Annotated in this window: 8 protein-coding genes; 5 read left to right on the forward strand and 3 right to left on the reverse strand. The window is 55.3% G+C overall.

Features of this window, described 5'->3' with window-relative positions; translation table 11 throughout:
• Position 1 precedes the first annotated feature (1 nt).
• A complete protein-coding gene (locus VM554_15465) occupies positions 2-742 on the reverse strand; it encodes a 4'-phosphopantetheinyl transferase superfamily protein (GenBank protein ID HVJ09775.1) in 741 nt (246 codons plus the stop codon).
• Between the two features lie 244 nt (positions 743-986).
• On the opposite strand from VM554_15465, the gene VM554_15470 reads away from it, so the two are divergent.
• The 4 genes from VM554_15470 to VM554_15485 all read left to right on the forward strand — a co-directional run bounded on the left by VM554_15470 (position 987) and on the right by VM554_15485 (position 13,270).
• Positions 987-2,243, forward strand: coding sequence for a hypothetical protein (locus VM554_15470; protein ID HVJ09776.1), 1,257 nt, complete (start codon positions 987-989; stop codon positions 2,241-2,243).
• A 34-nt stretch (positions 2,244-2,277) separates the two neighbouring features.
• Positions 2,278-2,979, forward strand: a complete 702-nt coding sequence (locus VM554_15475; GenBank protein HVJ09777.1) for a hypothetical protein — start codon at positions 2,278-2,280, stop codon at positions 2,977-2,979.
• A 731-nt stretch (positions 2,980-3,710) separates the two neighbouring features.
• Positions 3,711-10,922, forward strand: coding sequence for a N,N-dimethylformamidase beta subunit family domain-containing protein (locus tag VM554_15480; GenBank protein ID HVJ09778.1), 7,212 nt, complete (start codon positions 3,711-3,713; stop codon positions 10,920-10,922).
• Between the two features lie 716 nt (positions 10,923-11,638).
• Entirely contained in the window at positions 11,639-13,270 is a 1,632-nt protein-coding gene (locus tag VM554_15485) for a choice-of-anchor D domain-containing protein (GenBank protein HVJ09779.1), read from the forward strand.
• A 95-nt stretch (positions 13,271-13,365) separates the two neighbouring features.
• On the opposite strand, the gene VM554_15490 is transcribed toward VM554_15485, so the two are convergent.
• Both VM554_15490 and VM554_15495 read right to left on the reverse strand, forming a co-directional pair.
• A complete protein-coding gene (locus VM554_15490; GenBank protein HVJ09780.1) occupies positions 13,366-14,784 on the reverse strand; it encodes a sigma-54 dependent transcriptional regulator in 1,419 nt (472 codons plus the stop codon).
• Between the two features lie 669 nt (positions 14,785-15,453).
• Positions 15,454-16,422 (reverse strand): SDR family oxidoreductase, encoded by a 969-nt coding sequence (locus tag VM554_15495; protein HVJ09781.1) that lies wholly within the window; start codon positions 16,420-16,422, stop codon positions 15,454-15,456.
• A gap of 761 nt (positions 16,423-17,183) precedes the next feature.
• Here VM554_15495 and VM554_15500 point away from each other — a divergent pair.
• Positions 17,184-17,837 (forward strand): cohesin domain-containing protein (locus VM554_15500; GenBank protein ID HVJ09782.1); only part of this gene is annotated, 654 nt, incomplete at its 3' end.

Here is a 17,837-nt window from a genome sequence, read left to right on the forward strand (position 1 = left end):
GTCAACGAGTCCGGTAGCGGAACAGGTGGATGCTGGCGGGAGGAGCCGAAACCGCGAGGCTGGCTATGGCGTGGGGATCGGGCGAAACATCATAAAGCTGCCAGGGAAAGCGGAAGGCGGCTGGCGCCCGGACGCCCAGGATCGCAGGCGCGTCCTCCGCCCGCAGGGAGACATCGAAGGCACTGAGCGGGACTCGAAGACCGATGCCTTCCCCTTTCAAGATTGCCTCCTTCCGCGTCCAGCAGCGGAGAAAACCTGGGAGCCACTCCTCTGAGGGCAGCTCGGAGAGCGTCTGGCGCTCCAGTGGGGAGAAGTACCTTTCGACGAGGGAGGGTTGAATTTTGCGGGGTTCCTCGACATCGGCGCCCAGCTCCAGGTCGGAGGCAACAGCGAGGATTCCGAAGCTTTTGGAGTGACTGAGGTTGAAGCGCAAACGGAGGGCGTTGCTGCCGGCGAGCGCCGGCTTGCCTCCCTCGCCCGCTGCAAATGCCAGAGACTCCGGCGGCTGTCCGAGATAACCGGAGAGAATTCGCCTCATATGGACGTGGGCTGCCGCAAAGCGCAATTGATCCGGACGAAACCGGAAGTGGCGGTAGCGCAGGATTTCGCCGTCATCGAGACAGGAGACGTCCGGCTCAGGGGACTCCTGAGGGTCGCCCAGCCGCCAGGCCCAGAGATGCACGGCACCAGCGGGCAGGGTGGTCTCCGCGGCGGAATCCTGCCATCCTGTGATCACCGTCATCGTGAGGTTCTCCTTCCTCCCGCCGGCTGTTGCGTCCGGGCAAGGTATCTCTATCGCTTGAGTTTATCTGCGAAGAGCCATCTGGCGGCAGGGAAAGGAAGGAGGCCCGAATCTGGACAGGGTAACGGGTTGGGAACCTTTCTTTGGGTTGCAAACAACCGTCGGCGTCGCTTTGCACTCCATTAGAGGGTAACCTTGCCAGCATCATGGGCTAGCTCATATGAAAGTCGGGAAACCCTAATTGATGGAGAGATTGCAAGCTCCAGTGGCGCTAGAAGAGCAGAGCGAGAGGTCCGGCGAGGCTGACTTGCTGATAGGGATCACCTCTCCTGTCAGCTTTGAGAAGCTCTATGCCGCGAGCCGAGCGGCGTTTCAGGGGCTGGCCTCCGGTACTCCGTCGCTGCGCTGGGTGGTCGCCTATCCCCAGGAGTCCGAGCGCCCGGCGGAGAATGGGGCGATGCAGCAGGAGATGCCGGGACTTCGCTTCCTGCCGTATGTGCCGTCTCCAGAAGAGCCAGCCGTCGTTGCTTCGTTGGCGACCCATGCTTCTCTCGCAGCCGTGGAATCGATTGCCCGGAGCGCAGGCGTGAAGGTCTGTGTGATTGCTTCGCACGATCTGACGGCGATGGACTCGTCGGCTATCCAGTCACTGGCCAATCCGATCTTCGGAAATCAATGGGATCTGTGCATGCCAATCTATGCGACGGGTCCATTGGACGACTTGCTCAACAAGGGTATCTTGTATCCGATGACGCGCGCGCTCTATGGCAAGCGGATTCGCTTCCCCCTGGCCCCGGATTTTGGAGTCTCGGCTGAGATGCTCGGTACCCTGGCGGAGGGAGGCGCAACCAGCAGGTTCGCGGGGCAAAGCACGCTGGTGTGGCCATCGGTCGAGTCTGTGCGCATCGAGGGCCGGGTGCGGCAGACCTATTTGGGGGTGCGCCATGAAGCGCAAAATGAAGGGCTTGACCTGAGCACCGTTCTGGGAGGAGTGCTGGGATCGCTGTTCGATGAGATGGACAGAAATGCGTCGATCTGGCAGCGCATCCGAGGTTCGCAGGAGGTCGCGACTACAGTCAGCCGGGCAGTGAAGGTAAACGGGGGGGACACGGTGGATGTTCGTCCCCTGATCGACTCTTTCGAACTCGGCGCCCGCAATCTGCAGGAAGTGTGGTCCTTGATACTGCCGCCGATTACGCTGCTGGAGTTGAAGCGCATTACGCGTCTCGCACCGGATCAATTCCGCATCCCGGATGCGCTGTGGGTTCGTATTGTGTATGACTTTGCGTTGGCGCATCATCTGCGCAATCTCAGCAGAAGTCACGTCCTGGGCGCTCTTACTCCTCTCTACCTGGGGTGGGTTGCGTCCTACGTTCTGGAACTGGGTGATGCGCGCTCCTCTGTTGTCGAGTCCAGGCTGGAGTCACTTGCCCAGGCCTATGAGGCGGGGAAGCCGTATTTGCTATCGCGTTGGCGCTGGCCGGATCGTTTTAATCCATAGACTTAAGATTCGGTAGCCAGGAAGAGGGAAGAATATGTGGGATCAGATTCAGCAGTCGCTTCACCAATCGGTGGAGAGGGTCTTTACCAAAGTGGCGATGCTGCTGCCTGGGCTTCTGGCGTTTGTTCTGGCGTTATTGATCTTTCTCGCGATTGGCTGGCTGGCAGCTTACCTTGTGCGACGAATCCTGGGAGCAGTGCGTTTCGACGAGAGATTGCACCTGGAGAGAAGCGCCCTGATCGAATTGTCTCCCACGCAAACACCTACGCGGATCCTGGCTCGCATCGCTTTCTGGGCCTGCCTGCTGGCAGGAGTAATGGTCGGTCTTTCGGCATTTGAGGCGGCATCGGCGGAGTCCTTGCTGGCAGGCTATCTGCTGGCGTATCTTCCGCGTCTTGTCGGCGCGGTGCTCATTCTTCTTGTAGGCAACGTGGTCGCTCGCTTCCTGGCTCGCAGCGTGCTGATTGGCGCCGTGAATATGAACCTGCAATATGCACGGCTGCTGAGTTCCGGCGTGAAATGGCTGGTGCTGGTGCTGACGGCAGCCATGGTGCTCGATCACCTATCCATTGCCGGAGGCATCGTTGATCTGGCGTTCGGCATCCTCTTCGGCGGCATAGTGTTGGCACTCGCCCTGGCGGTGGGATTGGGCTCCCGTGACCTGGTGAGCCGCTCGCTGGAGAGAGAGACTCGTCCCCCGGAGTCTGTCTCCGAAGAAAAATTGCACCACTTCTAAAGAAGAATTCGTAAAGAGGGATTCCTGGAGATCTGAGGAGTCCCCTTGCTCAGACCCGCCTAATCTACCCGCTATCGGCCTGGCTGACCGTGATATCTTCATCGGTCTTCCATCCTTCTGCTCTTGTTACAAATGTAACCATTCTTCCCGTTTTGCTGGACCTTTTCGATTACTTAAGAGGTATATCGGGCTATTGCATTGCGTGCTACTTTCGTGGGGCTTTCGCGATGCTGTGTTCTGGATTGTGAATGGTAAGCAAGTCGCGTTGCTAGTTCTTGGCATAGAAGTTCAACACGAAGCTCAATATCGGGTTCGCCAAAGAACACCGCCAGTTCATGCGAGCCCGCCCGCCCCAGTATCAACTTCCGGGGAAATTATGGCGGAAGAAACTGCTGCAGATTCCGGGGACTGAACTGACCTCCATGGAATCGGATCTACGCTCACCTGGAACGGGACCCTCTCCGTCGCTGCAATGAAACGATTGCCTGAGATCGTTCGCGGCGAAACGAATGTAGTGGGATCTCCACTATAGACGGGATACCGCGAGTACTCTCTCTCTGCCATCTCTGAACCTCCAACAATAGGCCATGATTCGCCGCAGTTGAACCAAAGGGGCAGGCACCACGTGCGTGGCCGTCACTTCACGCACGGCTCGTTACTTATTGGTACGCGCAAGGATCTCTCGGATTGGGCTATGGGCCTGGAGCGAAAAGAATCTTTGGGAGGCGATCATGGCTGCCTGGAAAAGCAATGCTTCATTAGCTGACGGTAAAAAAAACGCCTTTGGAATAACTGCATCGCGAGCAAGCGCAAAGGCCGGCAAGGGAGTGGTGGGCTGGTTGACTCTTCTACTCTTTCTCATCGGTGCGGCGCACATTGCCAAGGCGCAAACCTTTGGATGCAGCCCAGCCATGGCGAACGACATCGTGTGTGAGAATTCAAAGCCCGGAAATCCACCGAGCAATTGGGCCATTAGCGGCGCGGGAGATTCGACCATCCAGGGATTTGCCACGGACATGAGTGTTGCGCAGGGATCCACCGTCTTTTTCAAAATCAATACAACTGCGGCGGCTTACAAGATTGATATCTATCGCCTTGGCTACTACGCGGGAAATGGTGCACGCAAGATAGCAAGCATCAGTCCTTCAGTTCCGCTTCCGCAATCGCAGCCACCGTGCCGCTCGGATGCAAACACGAATCTCTACGACTGCGGAACGTGGGCTGTTTCGGCTAGTTGGCAGGTTCCTGCGAATGCTACGTCTGGAATCTATTTTGCATTGCTGACCAGGACGGACACGGGTGGCGTGAACCAGGTCTTCTTCATCGTACGCAACGATCTAAGCCACTCCGACATGCTATTCCAGACCAATGACGAGACATGGCAAGCCTATAACGCCTATGGAGGCCACTCGCTATATGGTGGCGCGGATACATGGGATCTTACGAATCGTGCCTACAAGGTGAGTTATAACCGCCCCTTTATTACACGAGGCTTTTCCAGCGAAGCCTCTACGTTCGTATTTGGCGCGGAGTATCCCATGATTCGGTGGCTGGAAGCAAATGGATACGATGTCACCTACTTCACGGGCATGGATGCGGCACGCAATGGTTCGCTGATATTGAATCACAAGATCTATCTTGACTCTGGCCATGACGAGTACTGGTCTGGCCCACAACGCGCCAATGTGGAGGCAGCGCGAAATGCCGGCGTGAATCTGGCTTTCTTCAGCGGGAATGAGATTTTTTGGAAGACTCGCTGGGAAAACAGTATCGATGGTACAAGCACTGCCTACCGCACTCTAACCTGTTACAAAGAGACGCTGGCGAATGCGGTCCTCGATCCCGCGGATCCACCAACCTGGACCGGTACCTGGCGTGATCCGAGATTTAGTCCGCCTGCAGATGGTGGCCGTCCGGAAAATGCTTTGTCTGGCACTATCTTCGCTGTCAACGGTCCTGGGACGGATAACCCTGGGAACCTGTCTATCCTGGTTCCGGCCGCCGACGGTAAGATGCGCTTTTGGAGAAACACAAGTATTGCCAGCCTCTCTTCAGGTCAGACGGCGACGTTGCCACAAGGCTCGTTGGGTTACGAGTGGGATGAGGACTTAGATAATGGAACGCGTCCCGCAGGACTATTTGATCTATCAACTGCTACTTATAGCATGACCACGGATTTGCTGCTGGATTACGGCGGCACCTATGGCGCAGGCTCCGCCACCCACCACATGACACTGTATCGGGCACCGAGCGGCGCGCTCGTATTTGGCGCGGGTACGGTGGATTGGGCATGGGGACTGGATGCAAATCATGACAACCCTTTCTTCTCGCCCAATACGGCAGCAGATCCGAGGATGCAACAGGCAACGCTAAACCTGTTTGCGGATATGGGCGTCCAGCCGGCGACACTGCAAGCTGGCCTGGCACTGGCAACTAAGTCTACCGATACAGTTGCTCCGACTTCGACGATCACCTCCCCGCTTTCGGGTGCCACTGAAAAGCTCGGTGTACAGGTGACGATTACGGGAACGGCTACAGACACTGGCGGAGGTGTCGTCGGTGGTGTGGAGATATCCACGGACGGCGGGCAGAGCTGGCACCCCACTATCGGGAGAGGAAGTTGGAGTTATAACTGGACTCCTCTGGTTTCAGGTTCTATCAATCTTTTAAGCCGCGCTGTAGATGACAGCGGCAACCTTGAGACACCCTCCGCTGGCGTTACCGTAACTGTGCCGAAGACCCCGGTTGCGACGGATGTTCAAATATCTGGTGATACCTCCTCTCCATCCAGTACGGTTTCTACTCCTATATTTTCTACGTCAGCATCCAATGAACTACTTCTGGCGTTTGTCGCCACAGACTATCTATCTGGCGCCAATACCACGGTAACCAGTGTTACAGGCGGAGGACTTACATGGGTTCTGGTTGTGCGGACAAATGCGCAACTGGGATCCTCCGAGATCTGGCGTGCATTTGCTCCCTCTCCGGTGAGCAATATGAGCGTGACAGCGAATCTGTCACAGAGTGTTATTGCTTCGTTGTCGGTCATGAGCTTCACGGGGGTCAACACTTCAGGGACGAACGGGTCTGGGGCGATTGGAGCCGTTAAGAGTGCCAGCGCAAGCTCGGGCGCTCCCACTGCTACGCTCGTGACGACACAGGCTAATTCTGTCGTGGTGGGTGTCGGCAACGATTACGATAACGCGATTGCGCGTACGCCTGGATCTGGACAGACCGTCTTCCATCAGTATCTGACTCCAACAGGGGATACCTATTGGATGCAGAGGTTGAATCTTGCCGTTCCGCTAAGCGGGACCAGCGCGACGATTAATGACACGGCACCTACAGGCGACCGGTACAACCTCAGTATCTGCGAGGTCCTCGCTTCCACTACGCAGACGCTAAGTATCTCGGGAACGATCAGCCCTGCGTCCTCCGGCAGCGGAACCCAGATGTTCCTCGGTGGAAGCGGGACCGCTGTAGTCACTGCGGATGGATCTGGGAACTATACCTTTGCAAATTTAACTGGTGGTACTTATACCGTAACCCCGGTAAAGACAGGGTACACATTTACCCCGGCAAGCCTGTCGATCAGCCTTGCTGGCTCGAACGTTACGGGAGCGAACTTTACTGCCACTGCTTCACCCACCTACTCCGTATCCGGGAATATCAGCCCGTCTGCGGCTGGGAGTGGAGCCTCTGTATCGCTCGTCGTGAATGGTGAAGGAGGATCGAACCAGACGGTAATTGCAGATAGCAGTGGGAACTTTACGTTTACTGGAGTATTGAACGGAAGCTATACGATTACGCCGGTTAAAACTGGGTACGCCTTTAGCCCCGTGAACCAGACTATCAGTGTAGCGGGCGCGAATGTTAGCGGGGTTAGCTTTACCGGAAGCGCTATTGCTACTTATACGATATCGGGAGCCATTAGTACTTCGACTGCGGGAAGCGGCACTACCTTGACTTTAGCACCCACGGGCTCCACTGGATCCAGCCAGACAACGATTGCGGATAGCACAGGGAGCTATAGTTTTGCAGGCGTGGTGAACGGAACTTATTCGATTACGCCGAGCAAGACCGGGTTTACATTTAGTCCGGCCTCACAATCGATAACGGTGAACGGAGCTAATATCTCTGGGATCAACTTTGCGGCACAGGCAATTGTGACGAGCAATATTCGCTTCATTCAGAAGAATGTGAATGGGAATGAGGCAACCGCAGCGAGCATATCCACTACTTTTCCCGCCAATAATACTGCGGGAGATTTCCTGATTGTGTCCGGCGATGTTGCGCGTCCGGCAGGTCCGGTTTCCATTTCCGATACATTGGGAAACACCTACATCCCCGCAATGAGCCCAGTATCCGATCCCAACCAGAATGTGACGACTTACCTCTGGTATGTCCCAAGTTGTAAAGGGGGCGCGAACACGGTGACCCTGATACCGTCCACTGCAGCGGCACTGGAGATACATGTCTCGGAGTGGTCGGGCGTTTCCGCTACCAACCCGGTGGATAAGTCTGCATCTGCCACAGGTAACAGTGCAAGCGTATCCAGCGGTGCAGCTACTACTACCGCCAACGGAGAACTTATCTATGGCTACACCTTTCTGCTGAATACGGCTTCTGCAGGCACAGGGTTCACCAGTATTTCCCTGGTGAATGGAGATATGAGCGAGTATGAGCTGCAGCCGGCGGCTGGCAGCATAGCGGCAACCTTTACGCAGACGAGTGGATACTGGCTCGCATTGATGGCAACCTTTCGGCCAAGCAATGCTACCCAGGGAGGGATTTCGGGAACAATCAGTCCCGTGTCGGGGGGGAGCGGCGCGACTGTTACTCTGAGTGGTCCTGTCACGGCTACAGCGACAAGCGACAGTTCCGGGAACTACAGTTTTGTTGGACTTCCGGATGGGACTTACACAGTCACGCCGACTAAAAGTGGAGTTAGTTTCACTCCGGCCACCCAGTCTGTCACGGTAGCGGGAACTACCGTGACCGGAGTGAACTTTACTGCAAATCTTCCGGTGCTTTCGGTCAGCCCCACGGGCCTCTTCTTTGCAGCGGTGCAGGGTGGCGGCAATCCTCCGACATCCACGGTCAACATTACGAATACAGGAGGCGGTTCGTTCACCTATACGGCCAGCAGCGATAGCGCGTGGTTGAATGCAACTCCAGCGATTGGATCTGCGCCACAGCAATTGCAGGTCTCCGCCACTATCAATGGACTGGCGATCGGCAGCTACACGGGACATATCACCATCACGTCCGCGGGAGTGCAGGGGTCGCCTGCAGTTCTTACGGTTACCTTGGATATAGGAGTCGCTACGGATTGGCTTACGGTAGATCACGATGCCAGCCGTAGTGGCAATGCAGTGGATGAAACTACGATCAACGCTTCGAATGTCGGAAGCCTGCAAATGGCATGGTCAACAGCCGTCGATGCTTCGGTAACAGCTCAACCGTTGTATGTACATGGAATTTCCATAGCTGGCCAAACACGGGACATATTGATTGTGGGCACGGGAGGGAATTCACTTTACGCGCTGGATGCACTGAATGGAGCCGTGTTATGGAAGCGTAATTTCGGTGCGCCTACTCCGAACACGTGGGGTTTGCCGGATGGCTTTGGCATCGAGGCTCCGCCCTTCATTGACCGGGTTGCAGGCCGCATCTATACCGTTTCAACAGATGGTTATTTCCGGGTGATATCGCTCTTCGATGGTACGGATGTCTATCCAGCGCTGGCGCTTATTGTGAATCCGGATACGAACAAGGTGTGGGGCGGGCTGAATCGAGTCGGCAATAGTATCTATATCGCAAGCGGAAGCAATGGAGGCGACGTTGCGCCTTGGCGTGGGCAGGTCTACAAAGTAGATATTTCATCTACTCCGACGGTGACAGGTGATTTTGTAGTCGTTCCCAGTATTCCGCCACCGAACGGAGGCGGCGGTATCTGGGGCTATGGAGGAGTATCGGCCGACCTGGCAACAGGCAACATTTATGCCGCGTCTGCAAATGACTCTGTCATCACCTCGAGCGGGACCGAAGGATACACGCCGTATTCCGATAGCATGATTGCACTCGATTCGAGTCTCAACCTGCTAGGTACCTATCAACCGGTACAGCCATCAACTTACGCGTGCTCCGGTGCTCCATGCGATCTTGACTTCGCATCGACGCCGACATTTTTCCAACCACCTGGATGCCCGACGATGGTGACGGCAGGGAATAAGGATGGCAGGCTATTTTTGTTCCGGACCGCGGATCTGATGGTGAGCGGCCAACCGCTGCAGACGTTGACGCTTAATACTGCGAACGATTCTCTTGGTTCCGGTGGAGTGGGAGGCGTACCTGCTTACTCACCGACCAGCAACATGATCTTTGTTACGACAGCGGGGTCAGGAGTTATTGGAGTCGCTGCGGGTGTCGTTGCGCTTCAGGTTACATCGAGTTGCACATTGCAGGTTGCGTGGAGTAAGGCTCTTGGGGGCAGCGGTGCTCCCAACTCGACGCCGACGCTGGCGAATGGCCTTGTGTTTGCGGGGGAGGGCAACACGGGCATCATCCACGCATATAGCCAGTTGACTGGAAACGAAGTATGGCATAACGGCACTCAATATGGAGCTTCCAACACGTTTGCGGCTCCGATCGTAGCTGGCGGAAAAGTTTATGCAGGATCCTGGTCCAGTCCCAGCGGCGGCGGCATCGTGGGAGCGTTTGCTCTCAACACTCCTGTACTTGCGGTGACGCCAACATCACTCTCATTTAGCGGGGTGGCAGGAGGAAGCAATCCAGCGGCCGCCGCACTGAACGTTACCAATGGAGGTGGCGGAACGCTGACCTTCACGGCGGCGAGCGATAGCGGATGGCTAACGGTCTCACCCGTATCGGGAACAGCGCCTCAAACGCTCCAGGTAACTGCTTCGCTTGCGGGTCTGGCGGCGGGAACCTACACCGGGCACATCACGGTGACTGCAACGGGCGCGCAGGGTTCTCCAGCAGTGATTGCTGTAACACTGACGGTAGCTGCAACATCTACGTGGAGCATCTCGGGGTCTGTTACTCCATCCACTTCGGGAAGCGGAACTCTTCTTACGCTGAGTGGTGCGTCGAGTGCGACCACGATCGCAGATAGCCTGGGGAACTACAGCTTTGCAGGGCTGGCCAATGGGAGTTACACGGTAACGCCCAGCAAGACGGGGTACACGTTCACTCCTCCATCGCAAACGGTGTCGGTGAACGGCGCTAACATTATCAGTCTAAACTTTGCTGCGCAGGCAGCAACGACGAATACGCTTGTGATGGATGCGAAGGTTTCTGCAGACTCGAAGACAGCGAGCACCTCCATTGCGACATCTGCCTTCTCTACAACATCCGGCAATGAACTGCTCCTGGCGTTTATCAGCACAGACTACATCTCCGGCAGCAATACCACAGTGACAAAAGTGACTGGCGGCGGACTGACGTGGGCCCTGGTTGTCAGGACCAACGCACAGAGCGGTACAGCGGAGATCTGGCGCGCCTTTTCGCCAACTGTTCTAACAAATGTAACCGTAACGGCGACAGTATCGCAGAGCGTCTTGTCTTCCATCACCGTGATGAGTTTTTCGGGTGTGGACACATCAGGAACATATGGCTCAGGCGCAATCGGAGCGACGGCAAGCAAGAGCGCAAGTTCCGGTGCGCCAACGGCGTCGGTGGTGACCACGCGGAATGGGTCGTGGGTTTTTGGCGTGGGCAACGATTATGACAATGCAATTGCTCGTACCGTAGGCTCGGGGCAGACTCTGGTTCATCAGGATCTGACGACGACCGGGGACACTTACTGGGTGCAGATGGAAAACGCGCCGACACCTTTAAGCGGCACGACCGTGACGATTAATGACACTGCACCCACCACTGACCAGTATAACTTGAGTGTGGTAGAGGTACTGCCTTGAGGAGGAGTAAGAGGTGAGTTGAGGAAGCAGCATGCTTAGCTGCGCGTCACCAGCATCTCTTCCTTTGAGTATTTTGTTGGCCGCTTCGCACGAACTCTCTTATCGCATCCTGCTGCTGTCCGTATTCAACAGCGGCAGGATGCTATCGATTCCTCCAGCATATGATGTAAGACTCACCGGATTCAGAGGGACTTTCTGAATTCGATGCGGTTCTTAATCTTCTGCCTGAATCTCTCCGCCGCGATTGAACCTCACATCTGATTTCTACTTCTTTCTACTTCTCACCGAATCCTGACTGCGATGTGCCTTGTCTGCCAATTTCTGCATGGAAATGCAAAGCTCCGGATAGCGAAATAGACCAACCGTTCAACAATCCCCTGACCAAATCGTGTGATTGTGAACCCTAATGGGGGATGGCAGTCTGTAGGAAGACGGAATGAGGGTGTGCATCTCTGGCGCAGATGGGAAGTGTTCTGCTGGAGTGCGAGTAGATTTCACTTCGGGATTTGCATCGACCACGGGCGCGTCAGCCGAAGCTATTGCATCGGCGAGCGGCTCAGTATCTCGTGTCCTCCCTTGAATCTGCTCAAAACCAGGCGCGTCTGCAGGTTCTTGAAGAGGTGATGTCAGTGTCCTATGCCTCCATTGTTTTTTCCCGGGCTTGTCGCCTTTTCATCTCTAGAAAAAGTATCGGCGAATGCACTTCGCAAGCAAAGATGCGCACCATTATGACGGTGACGCTTGCCTGCAACCTGATCGCAGCAATGTGTGGTTGCGGCTTTCAACTCAACGGATTGCCCTCCAACGCAATTCGAGTTTCGCCAGGTTCACTCACCTTTGGGAATGTCCCTGTTGGACGGGCCGTGACGAGCCAACTGGATGTCACGAATGTAAGTGCCGAGACTGTTGTGATCGCCGATGTGAGTGCTGGCGGTCAACCTTTCTCCGTATCTAGCCCTGCAGCAACTCCAATCAGTATTCCCGCATTTGGTTCTCATACGTTCAAGATTGGCTTCAGACCGGATAAGTCAATGCGATATTCCGGTCAGCTTACGCTCAAGGACACGTCAGCTAAGCCGATCGCAGAGATCCCGATCGCCGGTGCGGGCACTTCGGATGCCGTGCCGCAATTGGCAATAAGTGCATCGAGCTTGAACTTCGGCAGCGTGATTGTGAACTCCGTATCGACGCAGGCGGTGACGCTGACCTCGACGGGCACGGCACCAGTTACGATTAGCGGGGTATCTGTGACAGGCACAGGTTTTACAGTTACAGGTACGACCTTTCCGATGACGCTGAATCCGAGCGAGCCAGTGACGCTGCAGGTTCAGTTCCAGCCAACCGTAGCAGGAACAGCGAGCGGTCAGTTGATCGTCGGCAGCAATTCCTCCACCGGCGGTATGGCTACGGTAGCTCTGAGCGGCACAGGCACAGCAGTGTCGCCAAGTCCGCAGACGAGCCCACAGTTGTCTCTAAGTGCATCGAGCTTGAACTTCGGCAGTGTGATTGTGAACTCCGTATCGACGCAGGCGGTGACGTTGACCTCGACAGGCACGGCACCAGTTACGATCAGCAGCGCAACGCTTGCCGGCACGGGCTTTACCACGTCAGGCCTCAGCCTTCCGGTTACGCTGGATCCAAATCTGGCGGTGACGCTGCAGATCCAATTTAACCCAACCGCAGGGGGAGCAGCGGCGGGTCAACTGTTGATCCAGAGCAATTCGTCGAGCGGAAGCACTGTTGTCGTCGCTTTGAGTGGTACAGGAGTGGCGGCTTTAAACCCGCAGTTATCTGTGAGTGCATCTAACCTGGACTTCGGCAGCGTGCCGCTAAATTCTGTATCGACGCAGTCGATTACGCTGACCTCGACAGGCACATCTCCAGTGACCATTTCTTCGGCAATACCAGCTGGTGCGGGATTTACGCTTTCAGGGGCCAGCTTCCCATTGATGCTGGATCCCGGCCAGGCGACAACACTGTGGGCCCAGTTCACGCCAACCACTATGGGGACAGCTACCGGTCAACTGACCATCAGCAGCAATTCGCTGAGCAGCAGTACTATTGTCGTCGCATTCAGCGGAAACGGCACGAGCGGCTCCTCGCAACATGTGGTCGATCTGCGCTGGAATGCGCCGAAGGGCTCGCTGGCGCAGTTGGCCGGCTACAACATCTATCGATCGTCCTATGGCGATTCTTTCCAGTTGTTGAATCAGGCGCCGAATCTGCAGACCACCTACGTGGACAGCACAATCGAAAGTGGCGTTGCCTATAGCTATATTGTGAAGAGCGTCGATTTGAGCGGAATGGAGAGTGATCCGACGAATGAGGCGACGGTGATCGTCCCATAGACCGTGTGTAGATAGGCGGAGGGGCACATGGTTGGAGGATACGAAGGACGGCGGTGCATCCAAATCCACCGTCCTCCCTGGAAGCAGGCAAATGCTTATGCTGTCAGGCCGTGCTGCTGGATCTTATAGAGCAGCGCGCGATAACTGATGTTCAGGTTTGTCGCCGCCCGTCTGCGATTCCATCCCGAGGCGGATAACGCATCCTGGATCATGCGAATTTCGGTCTGATTTTTGACGCCGTTCACTACGCCTTTCATACCCGCTAAAACAGGGGGCTTCATCTCCATCGCGGGTTCTGAGATGGGGATTGGCGCGGACACGGCAGATGCTGACCGCGTCTTGGCCCGCAGGTCATTATAGGCACCCTCCTGATCCTGCAGGATAATCATGCGAGTGACGAAGTTCCGCAGTTCGCGAAGATTGCCTGGCCAGTGGTACTCCATAGCTGCCTCAATTACCTGTCCTGAGAAAGCGAATGGCTGCTGTCCGAGCTCGACTGTTCCTCGCTGCATCAACTGCTCCATAAAAAGAGGAATCTCCTGACGGCGTTCGCGGAGAGGAGGTATGGAGATGGTGAAAGCATTGAGGCGGTAATAGAGATCTTCGCGGAAGCGCTTCTCTTCAATCGCCTCCTGCATGTTGATGTTGGTGGCGGCCAGAACGCGAACATCGACCTGCGTCGTGGTGCGCGCTCCCAGGCGGGCAAAGGATCCGTCCTGGAGAACATGAAGCAGCTTGGCCTGCATCTGTGGGCTCATCTCGCCAATTTCATCCAGCAGCAGAGTGCCCTTGTTTGCGAGTTCGAATTTGCCCGGCTTGGACTTTACGGCTCCCGTGAAAGCACCGGCCTCATAGCCGAAGAGTTCGCTCTCTAGAAGTTCGGTGGGAAGAGCCGCACAGTTTACGTTGAGAAACTTCTTCTCTGAACGGGAGTGGTATTTGTGCAACAGCATCGCCACGACTTCTTTACCTACGCCACTTTCGCCTAGTATAAGGACGGGAATATCGACTGGAGCGAGGATTCGGATGTCTTTGTAGATCTGCAGCATTACCGGAGACGCAGCCAGGAAGAAACGGTTGTTGTCCAGCTCTTCCAGGTGATAACTCTGTGTTTTGTCAGCGATAGAGCTAGCCGCAAGAGAGGCATCGATCTTGGGCTGAGAGGTGAATCGCTCCAGATCCTGTCGCAGCAATGGCTTTCTCAGGATCGTATGGATATTCCATCTGGCCGCATGGCTTTTCCACGAGATGTCTCCCATTTCCGAGAGGATGCAGAGCCGATCGCTGCCGATGGTTTGCATGAGTGCGGGAACAAACAGGCCATCCTTCGATCTGTTCCTGGATGCGTCAAAAAACAGGTAATCCGCTACCAACCCTTTACGCAAGAGCTGGAGCGCCTCCTGGGACGAGGGCACGCACATGGCCTCGTAACCTTCGGATTCCAAAGCATTGAGAATCAAATTGCAGACATTAGTGTCGTCGCTGATAGCGAGAATTTGAACCTGGCGCGTCATCGATACACCTCAAGGGGAATAGAAAAAGAACCGTCACGCGTTTGGAGCCGGAGGGTGCTGATTGTTTCTAATCTGGCACGAGCTCTATAACTCCACGCCTGGCTCACTGCATGTATGTTTTTGCAGGAAGCCCGGACAACCAATGGAAGAAAACAGGAAGGCTGTTGCCTATCGGCGTCAGCGAAAAATAGTGTGAACAGGGCCCAGTTCATTTCAAATCCCTCAGGCGTAATGATCGGATGCGTTACCTTTTTTGGTTCATTCCAAGGTCTGAAACGTCTGACCGATCCCTGAAGCAACGCGACTTTAGCGCCATCCCCCCAAAGTGTCAAACGAAAAAATGCAAGTGTTAGATACTAATTTTGCATACCTAGAGTATGTCGCGTAAGACATTGAATACAAAGGATAAGCGGATGATGAGAGGATGATGGAAATTTCTTTCGAAGGAACAAGACAGGATAAAAATGTGCTAGTTACTTACTCACATATAGGTAACCTATGCGTACTCATTGCACACATTATGGAAGGAGTTCAGGCGGACCTGAAAAATTCCTACGACGGAAAGATTTCTGGAGATCAGTGACGGTGTTCGGAAATATAATACCCGGCGCCATATTGGGGAGACACTTGCGCCGGGTTCGGATCCTTTATTTCCCTTAAGGGCCTGGGTCAGATTTTTCTGCCTTCCGCTCCTGCCGCCTGTTCATCCAGATACCACGCCACGGTCTGTCTCAAGCCCTCGTAAAAGTCGGCAGCGGGGCGATAGCCGAGCTCGGTGCTGGCGCGCTCGATGCTGGCTAGGGAGTGCTGGACGTCACCCTCCCGGGGAGGGCCATAGATTGGCTGCCGCCGGAAGCTTAGAAGCTCCGCGATAGCAGCGTAGACCTCGTTGAGGGTATGGCTTCTGCCGGTACCGATGTTGAAGACGCGTCCGGTGGCGACTTCGCGAGGGGCAGCAAGGGCCAGCAGGTTTGCATTCACCGCGTTGCTCACAAACGTGAAGTCGCGGCTCTGTTCCCCCGTGCCGAAGATGGTGGGAGTTTCGCCAGCCATCATTTTGTAGGTGAACTGGGCGATGACGCCGGAATAGGGCGAGTCTGCGGCCTGGCGTGGACCAAAGATGTTGAAGTAACGGAGGCACACGGTTTCCAGTCCATAAACCCGCCAGAATGCTTGCATGTAATACTCTCCCGTCAACTTTTGGACGGCGTAGGGAGATAGCGGCATCGGCAACATGAGTTCCTGCTTGGGCTGCGTTGGCTGGTCTCCGTAGGCCGAGGACGAGGCGGCATAGACTATGCGGCGGACTCCGGCATCGCGCGCTGCGAGCAGAAGATTCAAAGTTCCGTTGATATTGGAATTGTGCGTCAGAAGAGGGTCTTTGACCGAGCGCGGCACGGACGCCATGGCCGCTTGATGCGATATAAAATCTACTCCCTCACATGCTGTCCGCAAGCCTGCCATGTCCTGCAAATCCATTTCCTCAAAGGAAATTGCTTGCCGGATGTCGGCGAGGTTCTCGAGCTTTCCCGTCGAGAGATTGTCGATTCCACGTACCTCATGTCCCTGGCTGACCAGAGCGCGTGCCAACGTAGAGCCAATGAATCCGGCAATTCCTGTAATCAGATAACGAGCCATTTACCCTCCACCTCAAGAATACCTTTCGCGGGTCCGGTCGCGAGATGCGCGGCAAAAAAAGGATTCTGAATTTGTTGCTTTGCGTCGGCGCAGCAATCGACCTTCCCGGGGAACAACGCTGCCCTTGAGCTGCGAGGCAACACGCACAAGCTTCACTTTCAGCTATAGGGAATCATCTTTAGAAGTGGAAGCCGACATCGAGACACTCATCGATCCTAACAATTGTTTATGAAGTTCATCCTAACAACGGTTTATGGGGTTTTGGCAAAGATACTGTTTTCGTCTGTGCACGATGATGGCTTCGCGCGGATCGCGTAGAGAAGAGACTCATCGGATATGATCGCGAATCCCTTTCAGGAATCCATCGCAGATCGTTGGTAACCCTTCGTCGCTGCATTAGGAACTTCACGTGCAGGGGTCAAAGCAAAATCAGAGAAGTCATTCAGGCTGCAAGCTCCTGTAGGCGCGGGTCGATGCGCGCATTCACTGAATTCTTTAGACTTCCGCGGAAATCCCTGTGCTACGCGCAGAAATCCGGGCCGGAAAATTCCGGTGTAGTTCTTACGATCCCTGTAGTTCTTACCTGCACTTGCTACATAGCACTTACGAGGTAGGGCGAAATACTGGCTTGCGTGCAAGCCTTATTGTGCAGTCCTTGTTGTTGAACCTGAACTGGAGGCGCCGATTTGCTGAGCACTTCGACCTGAGCATTGATCAGAGTCATTGGCACTCGTCACGAAGGAAAGGTGGTACGTCTTTCGATGAACTATAAAAGAGCTTTGAGTTACTGGTATTCAAGTCTTGTGGTTCTGATTATCGGTTTTATCTTTTGCTCTCATGTGGCGGTGGCCCAGCAGACAGCACTTGCACTGAGTTCCGGAACAGCGAATCCTGGCGGAAGCGTAACGCTGAACGTATCCCTGACAGACTCCGGCGGCGCCATTCCGGCGGGTCTGCAATGGACGATAGGTTATCCAACGGCGGACATCACGGGGGTGACCGCGAATGTGAGTCCGACCGCGAGCGCTGCGGGAAAGAGCGTGACCTGCTTCAGCAACAGCGGTAGTAGCAATTGCATCCTCTACGGCATTGATAACACGTCTATCCCAAGCGGTCAGATTGCAACGATCACTTTTCAAATTGCGTCCGCGGCACCTGCTGGAACCGCACCTGTTTCGTTGACAGGTTCGGTCGCGACAGATCCGACAGGCAGCTCCATCTCCGCAACAGGATCGGGCGGGACCATTACGATTCAATCGAGCGCTCCTGTCGCAACGACTACGACGCTGTCTTCCAGTTCGACGAGCTTGAGCGCTGGCCAGTCGGTATCATTTACGGCGGCGGTCGCTCCAGCTTCGGGTACGGGGACGCCGACGGGGACGGTGACGTTCCATGATGGAGCGACGTCTCTTGGT

It is taken from the genome of Acidisarcina sp. (assembly GCA_035539175.1).
Lineage (GTDB): Bacteria > Acidobacteriota > Terriglobia > Terriglobales > Acidobacteriaceae > JANXZS01.

What these genes read in the sequence shown, in the direction of transcription:
- VM554_15465 (HVJ09775.1), bottom strand. Translation starts at nt 742, where the DNA reads ATGACGGTGATCACAGGATGGCAGGATTCCGCCGCGGAGACCACCCTG.
- VM554_15470 (HVJ09776.1), top strand. Translation starts at nt 987, where the DNA reads ATGGAGAGATTGCAAGCTCCAGTGGCGCTAGAAGAGCAGAGCGAGAGG.
- VM554_15475 (HVJ09777.1), top strand. Translation starts at nt 2,278, where the DNA reads ATGTGGGATCAGATTCAGCAGTCGCTTCACCAATCGGTGGAGAGGGTC.
- VM554_15480 (HVJ09778.1), top strand. Translation starts at nt 3,711, where the DNA reads ATGGCTGCCTGGAAAAGCAATGCTTCATTAGCTGACGGTAAAAAAAAC.
- VM554_15485 (HVJ09779.1), top strand. Translation starts at nt 11,639, where the DNA reads ATGCGCACCATTATGACGGTGACGCTTGCCTGCAACCTGATCGCAGCA.
- VM554_15490 (HVJ09780.1), bottom strand. Translation starts at nt 14,784, where the DNA reads ATGACGCGCCAGGTTCAAATTCTCGCTATCAGCGACGACACTAATGTC.
- VM554_15495 (HVJ09781.1), bottom strand. Translation starts at nt 16,422, where the DNA reads ATGGCTCGTTATCTGATTACAGGAATTGCCGGATTCATTGGCTCTACG.